Genomic DNA, 1,191 nt, shown 5'->3' on the forward strand with positions numbered 1-1,191 from the left:
TCGAGATCTAAAATAACCAAAAAGAACGGCATCCTCTCCAAATTGTGAATAAAATTCATTTTTCCACCAAGGCGATTTACCCTCTCTCATATCCGTCCTCATACCTCACGATATCATCCCCCCGCCAATCCCCGCCCCGCGTGGCGCGGCGTGTAGCTACGCATGCACTACGGATTAACGACGGAATGTTTACACCGTTTTCTGACCGGAATCCGATCCCCTCACCCTCTCCCATAGCCATCCTCATACCTCACGATATCATCCTCACCCAAATAGGCGCCCGTCTGGACCTCGATCAGGACCATGGGCAGTTTGCCGGGGTTCTCCAGCCGGTGGGTGGCGCCCAGCGGGATGTAGACCTGTTCGTTCTCGGTGATCAGGCGCACGCTCTCGCCCACCGTCACCCGCGCCGTGCCCTCCACCACGATCCAATGCTCGGCCCGGTGATGGTGGCTTTGCAGGCTGAGCGCAGCACCCGGGTTCACATGGATGCGCTTGACCTGAAACCGGGGGCCGAGGGCGAGGCTTTCGAACCACCCCCAAGGGCGGTGATCCTTGGGAAAGGTCGCGGCCTGCGACGCGCCGTTTTGTTTCAGCCGGTCGACGGCCAGCCGCAACTCCTGCGCGCGGTGCATGGGGGCGACGAGTACCGCGTCGGGCATGGCGACGGCGATCATGTTCTCCAGCCCCAGCCCGATCAGCACCTGCCCCGGCGCCTCGGCCCGGAGCAGCGTGTTGGTGCAGTCGATCCCATGCGCCGGGCCGCTGTGGGCCATGCCGTCGGCATCGGGGGACATGGCGCGCCAGACCGCCTCCCACCCGCCGAGGTCGGACCAGCCACCATCAAAGGGCACGACGCACAGATCGCCGCAGCGCTCCATCACGGCGTAGTCGATCGAGATATCGGCGGCCTGCGTCCAATGTTCGGCCGCCAGCCGTAGAAAACCCAGATCGGCCTTGGCCCCGTCCAGCGCGCCTTGCACCGGGGCGATCAAAGCGGGGGCATGTTCTTTGAAGGCCGCGATCAGCCGGTCGGCGCGCGCAAGGAATAGCCCCGCATTCCACAGATAGCGCCCATCGGCCAGCATCGCCGCGGCTTGCGTATGATCGGGTTTCTCGACGAAGCGCAGCAAGGGGATGGCCGCGCTATCGCCGGGCTGGCCCAGTTCGAGATAGCCATAGCCCGTCTCG

Annotated in this window: 1 protein-coding gene; it reads right to left on the reverse strand. The window is 63.7% G+C overall.

The genetic code is table 11. The features are described from left to right. Positions 1 to 221: 221 nt before the first annotated feature. A partial coding sequence (locus ACTG4J_RS15410; protein ID WP_439140612.1) for a sugar phosphate nucleotidyltransferase occupies positions 222 to 1,191 on the reverse strand: 970 nt, incomplete at its 5' end.

This window comes from Roseicyclus sp. (assembly GCF_965662675.1).
Lineage (GTDB): Bacteria > Pseudomonadota > Alphaproteobacteria > Rhodobacterales > Rhodobacteraceae > Roseicyclus.